This window comes from Paucidesulfovibrio gracilis DSM 16080 (genome assembly GCF_900167125.1).
Lineage (GTDB): Bacteria > Desulfobacterota > Desulfovibrionia > Desulfovibrionales > Desulfovibrionaceae > Paucidesulfovibrio > Paucidesulfovibrio gracilis.
Genome location: NZ_FUYC01000038.1, coordinates 1 through 8390 on the forward strand (window position 1 = coordinate 1; position 8390 = coordinate 8390).

Here is an 8390-nt window from a genome sequence, read left to right on the forward strand (position 1 = left end):
AAGCATGCCATGGCATGGTTCGTCAAGTGGTGAACCGATGTTTCCTCCGCTGGACGAAACGGCATGCCTCCGGCGGCCAGGAGGCCCGCGGCCCCCTGGACCCCCATTTACCGGTCTCGCGCTTGCGCGCGGCCGGGGGCATGCGGCGGGAGAACGTCTGGACGTGGGCAGGCGGAGCAGCGCGGCAGCGTGATCTCATGTTGCCGCGATTTCCGGGATGGCTCCGCCCTCCCGAAACTCGCGGCAACGGTGCGCCCCCAAAAGCAAAGGAACGGCCGGAGCCGTTCCTTTGCTTTTGGGGAGGGGAAAAGGGGGAGATAAAACAAAACAAAAAAACGATAACCGCGACAGGCCGCAGGCCTGGAGCAAGGGAAAGTCTTTGGAAAGGGGGTCCAGGGGGAAGAACCTTTCTTCAGAAAGGTTTTCCCCTTGGTCGCCGAAGGCATTGCTCTTCCCTCGCCTTCAGCGCAGCAGGCTGGCCTGTTCGGCGAATCCAAGGGAACGGTATATTGCGGGCATGTCCAGGTGTTCACGCACCACGGCGGCCAGGTGGTCCAGGGCTGTTTCCAGGCCAAAGTCCGCGCCCAGGTCCGCGTGCAGCGGTTCGAGTCCGCGAATGCCGCGCAGGTGGTTCACGAACCAGCGCCGGAATCCGTCATCGTCGAACACGCCGTGCAGGTAGGTTCCCCAGACGCGGCCCGAGGGCAGGCCGTAGCCCAGGTCGTTACCGTGGGTGTCCCGCAGCACGGGGACCACGTTTTGGGAAAGGGGCTGTGTTCGTCCGTGATGAATTTCATAGCCGAACACGCCGTGTCCCGAGGGCAGATGCGTTCCCAGGGTGCGTTGCAGGGTTTTTTCGGGAGCCAGGGCCGTGCGCAGGTCGAGAAAGCCGAAGCCATCCACGATATTTTCCGGGCCGGGTTCCCCACTTTCCAGGCCCAAGGGGTCCGCGATCTGCGTACCAAGCATCTGGAATCCCCCGCAGATGCCCACGAGGATCGTGGTTTCCGGCAGGGCGCGCAGGGCCGCGAGCATGCCCGCGCCTTTGAGTTGGCGCATGTCGGCCACGGTGCTTTTGCTGCCGGGCAGGATCACGGCATCGGGTTGTCCCAGTTCGTGAGGCGTGCGTACGACGCGCAGGGTCACGTCCGGTTCCTGTTGCAGGGGGTCAAGATCGTTGAAATTGGAAATGTGTCCCAGGTCGATGCAGGCCACATCCACGGTGGTTTCGTGTTTGGCCACGCTGATGCCGTGTTCGCCGGCCTTGAAGGAGACGGAATCCTCTTCGGGCAGGCCCAGGTTGTGGATGTAGGGGACCACGCCGAGCACTTCCTTGCCGGTCATGGTGACCATGGAGGAGAGGGCCGGATCCAGCAGGCGGGGGTCGCCCCGAAAGCGGTTCAGCACGTACCCGGCAACGCGTCGGCGTTCGGGTTCGTCGAGCAGGTCCATGGTGCCCACCAGGGCCGCGAACACCCCGCCCCGGTCGATGTCGCCCACGAGCAGCACGTTGGCGTCCGCGTATTCGGCCATTTTCATGTTCACGATGTCATGGGCCTTGAGATTGATCTCAGCCGGGCTGCCCGCGCCCTCGATGACGATGACGTCGTGTTCCGCGGCCAGGGAGTCATACGCCTGCTGGACCTGTTCAAAGGCCCGGGGTTTGTAGCGCACGTATTCGCCGACATTCATGTTGCCCACGGGCCGTCCATTGACGATGACCTGGGAACCGGTGTCGCTGCCGGGTTTGAGCAGTACCGGATTCATGCGCGCATCAGGTTCCAGGCGGCAGGCCATGGCCTGGGTGACCTGGGCGCGGCCCATCTCCCGTCCGTCACGGGTGACGAAGGAATTCAGGGACATATTTTGCGCCTTGAACGGGGCCACGGACAGTCCATCCTGCAGAAAGATGCGGCACAGGGCCGCGGCCAGCACGCTTTTTCCTGCATTGGAACAGGTGCCTTGCAGCATAATGGCCGGGGTGCGGCGCTTTTTGACCACGCGCGTGGGCTTGCGTAGGCCGAAATAGACTTCCAGGGCGTTGCAGAGGCGTTGGTTTTGTTCGCGGGTGCGCACGGCCACGCGGAAGTAGCGGTCGTCCAATCCCCGGAAATTGGCGCAGGGCCGGATGGCAATGCGCTGGGAGAGGAGTTTTTCAAACAGGGGGCGCACGTTTTGCCCCAGGCGTTCGATGCGGCAGAGCAGGAAATTGGCCTGGGAGGGGAATACCCGAATGCCCGGCACGAACCCAAGGCCCAGTTCCAGATCCTCCCGCAGGCGCTGCACCTCGGCCCGGGTCGCGGCTTGGTAGGGCAAATCGCGCAGGGCGCTGGCTCCCACCCGCTGGGCCGCCACGTTGACGCTCCATTCCGGCTGGGACTTCTGCAACGGCAGGATCAATTCCGGCGCGCCAAAGGCCAGCCCCAGGCGCAGGCCAGGGATGGCGAAAAATTTGGTCAGGGAATGGATGACCAGCAGGTTGTCGGGCCGTTTCCGCACAAGGCGGTCCATGCCGGGAACGAAATCCGCGAAGCTCTCATCCACCAGGAATCGGCATTGGGGATGGGATTCGGCCAACTCACGCACCCGGGTCGCGTCCAGCACGTTCCCGGTGGGATTGTTGGGAGAGCAGAGAAAGATCAGGGCCGGGGCGTTCAGGCGCGATTCCAGTTCGCGAAAGTCCGGAGCAAAACCTTGTTCCGGGTCCAGGGGAAAAAATTCTGTCCGCATGCCGGCCAGTTCACAAGCCCGTTCATAATCCGCATAGCTGGGGGCGGGGATAACCGCCCGCTGAAAGCCGTCCCGGACTGCGGCACGCACGGCCACGGGAAACAGCCCGGATGCTCCGTTGCCCGCGCAGACCTGGGTGGGCCACACTTTGTATAGCTCACAGGCAGCCAGGCACACGTCCCGGCTGGTGGGGTCCGGATAGGCTGTGACGTCCAGAGCGGCCCGGGCCAGCTCGCGTTCCAGCCAGGAGGGCGGGCCGAGCGGGTTGAGGCTGGCGGAAAAATCGTCCAGCTCCCGCACCTCGCAGCCTGCGTGCTGGGCCAAAACACGGACATCGCCTCCGTGGGCGTAGCGTTCCGCGCCGCTGGTGTCGATTTTTCCGCAGGTGAGTGGCTTCATGCCGACTTCATAGCGCAAACAGCGCGAACGTAAAAGGCGCAGGTGTGATCCTGCCGCCCCACGAATCCCATATCCGCATCCACGTACCATGCCGCTGTATACGAGGCCTGGTCCGCGCTCCAGAGCCGGGCCTTGTCCGAACCAAAGGCGGGATCCAGGCAAAAGGAGCCGGGTTCGGCCCGATCCAGAAACAGGGTCGCGAGTTCGTCAACGGTGGGCAGCCGCCACCCGTCCCGACCGGCGGAACGTACGGAACGCAGTTGAGCCACGTATTCCTGGGCCTGGGCGTAATCCAGAGGGAATTCGCTTCCCCGGCCCTGCCAGAGCAGGCCTGTGGCGCGGTCCAGGAGCGCCCCGTCCGTGTGGTCCAGGGGTTCGATGCGATTGGCCGTGGAGTGCCGGGGACGCCAAAGCGGATCCAGCCGGAAAAATTCCAGAGCCTGCTTGGGCCGCACCCGGGCGGGCCGGGCGCGGGGCGGGCCGGACGGTGCAGGCAGGGCCGGGTCGTGGAGCGCGCAGACCTCGGTGCGGTGTTGCCGCCAATGCGCTTCAAGGCCGTGCAGCAGGGCTTGGGCGTGGCCAGCGGTTTGTGGTCGTTTTGCGGGATCAGGGTGTAAAAGGGTCGCAAACGCGGCGTCCCAATGCGTATCCAGCTCCTCACGCAGTGGGGAAACCGAGGGGAGCGAGGATCCGGGCAGCTGTCCGGTAAGGGCGCGATAGAGCAGGACGCCCACGGAATAGAGGTCCGCACGGGCGTCCGCCTGCTCCGGGTCGGCCTCCTGCTCCGGGGCCGCATAAAACGGCGACCCCACGACCATGCCGCGAGGCCGCGCCGTTGGTTCCTCCCCGCGCAAACGGGAAAGTCCGAAGTCAATGAGCACGACGCGCCCTTCGTCCGTGAGCATGATGTTGAACGGTTTCACGTCCCGGTGGATCATGCCGTCATGATGCATCCGGCGCAGGGCTTCGAGGGTTTGGCGGCAGATGTCCAGGGCGCGGGGTACGGCCAGGAGCCGGGTGTGTTGCTGGGCTTCGTATTCCTCACCCAGGACCAGCCCAAGATTGTTGCAGAAATATTCCATGGTAAAAAAGGGCATGGTCCCGATGCCGGGAAGCGGATGTTCCCCGGTATCCAGCACGGACGCGATATTGGGATGGCGCGCCCGTCCCATGGCCCGGGCCTCCTCCAAAAACAACTGGCGGATGCGGTCGGCTCCGGCAATATCCAGGAGGATGTCTGCGGGGCGGCAGAGCTTCAGCGCCACGATGCGGCCCGTGACCGGCTGTTCAGCCTTGTAGACCACGCCCATGCCGCCACGGCCCAATCGTCCTAGAATTTTATACTTTCCAATGTTCATGTGTAGTGCTCCGGCGGTGGCGAGTGTACGCCAAGGCCGGGCCAACGGTCCAGCAATGGTTGTTTCCGGCTTTGATGGCCGGAAATTCGCGGCTCGGAGAGGATCACGCGGAACGAAGTTCGTTTTGGAATTGGCAAAGGGTGCGGTTCAGCGCGTCCATGTCCACGGGTTTGGAGAGATATCCGTCCATGCCCGCTGCCAGGAACTTGGCCTTGTGTCCGGCCATGGCATGGGCCGTGAGCGCGATGATGGGAATACGGCGCATGGCGCCGAGCGCCTCGTCCTCACGAATGGCCTTTGTGGCGGAAAGGCCGTCCATTATCGGCATCTGCACGTCCATGAGGATGCAGTCGAAAGGCTGCTTGCGCAATTTTTCCACGGCCTCCATCCCGTTCATGGCCGTGGTGACGGTATGCCCCAGGCGTTCCACCATTTTTTGGGCCAGGATCAGGTTGACGCGGTCGTCCTCGGCAATGAGCACCTGCAAGGAGCAGTCCGGCATGGGGCATTCCTTGACCTGGCGCTGTTCGGGGCGCTCCCCAGGGGCCAACCGCCCAAAGGGCAGGTTGACGTAAAAGGCCGTACCCTGTCCCAATTCCGAATCCACGGTCACACCGCCGCCCAGCAACTGCACCAACCGCCGGACAATGCCCAGGCCCAGACCCGTTCCCTGGAAACGGCGGGCATAGGAGCCGTCCACCTGGGTGAACGCCCCGAACATGTCCTCAATCCGGTCATCGGGAATGCCGATGCCCGTGTCCTGCACCACGAAGAGCACCCGCGCCGTATCCGGCAGGCTCAACAGCGGGGAAACAGAAATTTTGATCGATCCCTTGTCCGTGAACTTGAGCGCATTGCCCACGAGGTTGAACAGGATTTGGCGCAACCGCCCGGCATCGCCCAGAAGGAAACGCGGAACACCAGGTGCAACCTCCAATTCCAACATGAGTTCCTTGTCCTCAGCGGGAACAAGGAAATTGGCCATGACGGTTTCCAGAACGTCGGCCAGTTCGAACGGCTCCCGGGCCACGTCCATGACACCGGCATCCAGCTTGGAAAAGTCCAGCACATCGCCGATGATGGAAAGCAGGCTCCGGCCCGAGGAAAGGGCGGTTTCCAAATACTCCCGGTTTTCCGGGTTCAGGGTTTCGTCCATGGCCATGAGTTGCAGCATGCCCATAAGCCCGTTCAGCGGAGTGCGGATTTCATGGCTCATGTTGGCCAGGAATTCGCTCTTGGCTTGGGAGGCATGTTCGGCGCGTTCCATGGCTTCCCGCAGATTTTGCTGGATCTGCTTCAGCTCGGTGATATCCGTATGCGCGCCGACCATGCGCAGGGGATTGCCCATGGAGTCGCGCTCCACCACCTGCCCTCGGGAGTAGATCCATCGCCAGGAGCCGTCTTGGTGGCGCAGCCGGAATTTTGTGGAATATTCGGGTGAGCGGTCCTGCAGGTAGTCTTCCATGGCCCGGCGCGCACTGTCCCGGTCCTCGGGGTGAATGCCCTCGGCAAAGCGGCAACCCTGCCGTTCCACCGCCATGGGATCAAATCCCATCATCCTGGCCCAACGAGGGCTGCACCGAACCTCGCCCGTGTCCAGATGATAATCCCATATTCCGTCGTTGGTACCTTCCAGCGTGAGCCGGAGCATGCGCTCCTTTTCCTCCAGTTCGCGCTGCACCGACTTGAGAAACCCCAGGTCCACGTCCAGGCAGAACATGATCCGACGGCCCTCCGGCTCGCGGATCATGATGTGGGAGGAAAAAACTTCGGCGTCGCGGCCATCCTTGCGGCTGAGCGTCAGTTCCTCGGAAGGAATGACCGTATCCTCGCTGATCCAGCGGGTGACGTTTTCCACCACGACATCGCGGAGTTCCGGCGGGATGATCAAATCCTCCAGGCGGCGGCCCAGAGCCTCCTCTTCCGTATACCCGTAGAGCTTTTCGCTGGATTCGTTCCAAAGCACTACGCGTCGTTCTTCGTCATAGCCCTGCACGGCCAGGGGCAAGCGGCGCATCACGTCGAGCAGGTACCCGGTTTGCATGTGCAGGGTCCGCTGCGCACGGATAACCCTGTTGAACAAGCTTCGCACAAGCACATACAACAGCGCGGCCGTGGCGAATACAAAGAACCAGCCTTTGTACGTCTGCACGAGGCCGAGCATACCCGGATCCGAAATGATCAGTTCCACGGCGCGGTCCGAGAGCAGAATCCAAAGGAATCCGCACGCCGCGTAAACCAGGGCGATGAGCAGGGCGCTTTGACCGCCCGAAGAGGATGGTGCGTTGTCGTTGGCCATGATGGGCAGCTCGCCTTTTCTTTGGGGCACGGTATTTTGAGGACATTGTTAGCACACTGCGGAAAAAATGAAAACGGTGTTGTTTGCGGCCTTGTTGTGGACACCGCAGTGCGCGGCCCGCCGGAACTTGACGAGGCTCTCCGACTCTGTGAAAAACAAGGGATGCAAAGGAGTATGAATATGCAGCTGATGGGCAGAGCCGTGCCTTTTTATAAGATGCAGGGGTGCGGTAACGATTTTGTGGCCATCGACAACCGCGAAGTGCGCGTACCGCAATCCGACATGGCACAATGGGCAAAAAAAGCCTGCGCCCGCGCCTTCGGCGTTTGTGCGGACGGTATTTTTTTTCTGGAAGACGCGCCTTCCGATTCGGAGCTGGATTACCGCTGGCATTTCTACAACAACGACGGCTCCCGGGCGGAAATGTGCGGCAATGCCTCCCGCTGCGCTGCGCGGCTGGCCCATTCCCTGGGCATAGCCCCGAAAAACCACGTCTTTGGCACGGATGCCGGTCCCATCCATGCGGAGGTGTTCACCGAAGGCAAGGAAGCCGGACAGGTGCGCGTGCAACTGACACCGCCAAAGGACATGGTCCTGCATCGGCCGTTGCTGGTTATGGATTCCGCCGGACGGGAACAGGAAGTGGAAGTTCACTTTGTGGATAGCGGCGTTCCCCACGCCGTGGTGTTCGTGCCGGACGCGTCAAAAGTAAATGTCCCCTCCATGGGGGCAGCCTTGCGATATCACGAACATTTTCAGCCCGCCGGAACCAATGTCAACTTCGTGCAGGTGCTGGACGAATCCAGCCTGATCTGCCGTACCTACGAGCGGGGCGTGGAAGATGAAACCTACGCCTGCGGAACCGGCGCGGCAGCATCGCAAATTATCGCCCACGCCCTGGGCCTGACGTCCGCCCAAGCTCAGGTGACCGCCTCAAGCGGTGAAGTGCTGGGCGTGCTCATGCGTGAAGGACAACCGTATCTGCAAGGCGCGGCCACCCTGGTCTTCACCGGCACGCTGAACCTGGACGCCCTGGGCCTGAATTTGGCCTAGCAATGCTGGACGGAAAGGCAGGCCTTCGGCGACCAGGAGGCCCGCGGCCCCCTGGACCCCCGTTTACCGGTCTCGCGCTGCGCGCGGCCGGGGGCGTGGGGTGGGAAGACGTCTGGGGGTGGACAGGCAAAGCAGCGCGGCAACGCGATCTCATGTTGCCGCGATTTCCGGGATGGCTCCGCCCTCCCGAAACTCGCGGCAACGGTGCGCCCCAAAGCAAAAGAACGGCTTCGGCCGTTCTTTTGCTTTGGGAGGGGGAAAAAAGGGGGGGGCATGAAGCAAAAAACGATAACCGCGACAGGCCGCAGGCCTGGAGCAAGGAAAAGTCTTTGGAAAGGGGGTCCAGGGGGAAGAACCTTTCTTCAGAAAGGTTTTCCCCCTGGTCGCCGAAGGCATTGGTTTTCGCGAGTTCTTTTTCTCTCCGGCTAGGCAATGGTTCCTTGGTCTGGTAAGGGGGAATGAGTCGGCTGGGGTGCATGGTGGGATATATATCCCCGTGTTGGGACGGTATCTTTTTAATGGAGATGGTCATGGCTGAGTACGAATTGGTC

4 protein-coding genes are annotated in these 8390 nt (G+C 62.2%); 1 reads left to right on the forward strand and 3 read right to left on the reverse strand.

The genetic code is table 11. The annotated features are described in order from the left end of the window. Positions 1 to 462: 462 nt before the first annotated feature. The 3 genes from B5D49_RS14390 to B5D49_RS14400 form a co-directional block, all read right to left on the reverse strand. On the reverse strand, positions 463 to 3129 hold the full coding sequence (locus B5D49_RS14390; protein ID WP_078718425.1) for a cobyric acid synthase: 2667 nt from the start codon (positions 3127 to 3129) through the stop codon (positions 463 to 465). After that, positions 3126 to 4487, reverse strand: coding sequence for a protein kinase domain-containing protein (locus tag B5D49_RS14395; protein WP_078718422.1), 1362 nt, complete (start codon positions 4485 to 4487; stop codon positions 3126 to 3128). The genes B5D49_RS14390 and B5D49_RS14395 overlap by 4 nt, the downstream gene beginning before the upstream one ends. Positions 4488 to 4590: 103 nt before the next feature. Then, complete coding sequence (locus B5D49_RS14400; protein WP_078718423.1) at positions 4591 to 6786, reverse strand: hybrid sensor histidine kinase/response regulator; 2196 nt, start codon at positions 6784 to 6786, stop codon at positions 4591 to 4593. A 180-nt stretch (positions 6787 to 6966) separates the two neighbouring features. Here B5D49_RS14400 and dapF point away from each other — a divergent pair, with 180 nt between their 5' ends. After that, the gene (gene dapF / locus B5D49_RS14405; protein ID WP_078718424.1) at positions 6967 to 7839 is read left to right on the forward strand and encodes a diaminopimelate epimerase; all 873 of its coding nucleotides are present in this window, start codon (positions 6967 to 6969) and stop codon (positions 7837 to 7839) included. Positions 7840 to 8390: the final 551 nt, after the last annotated feature.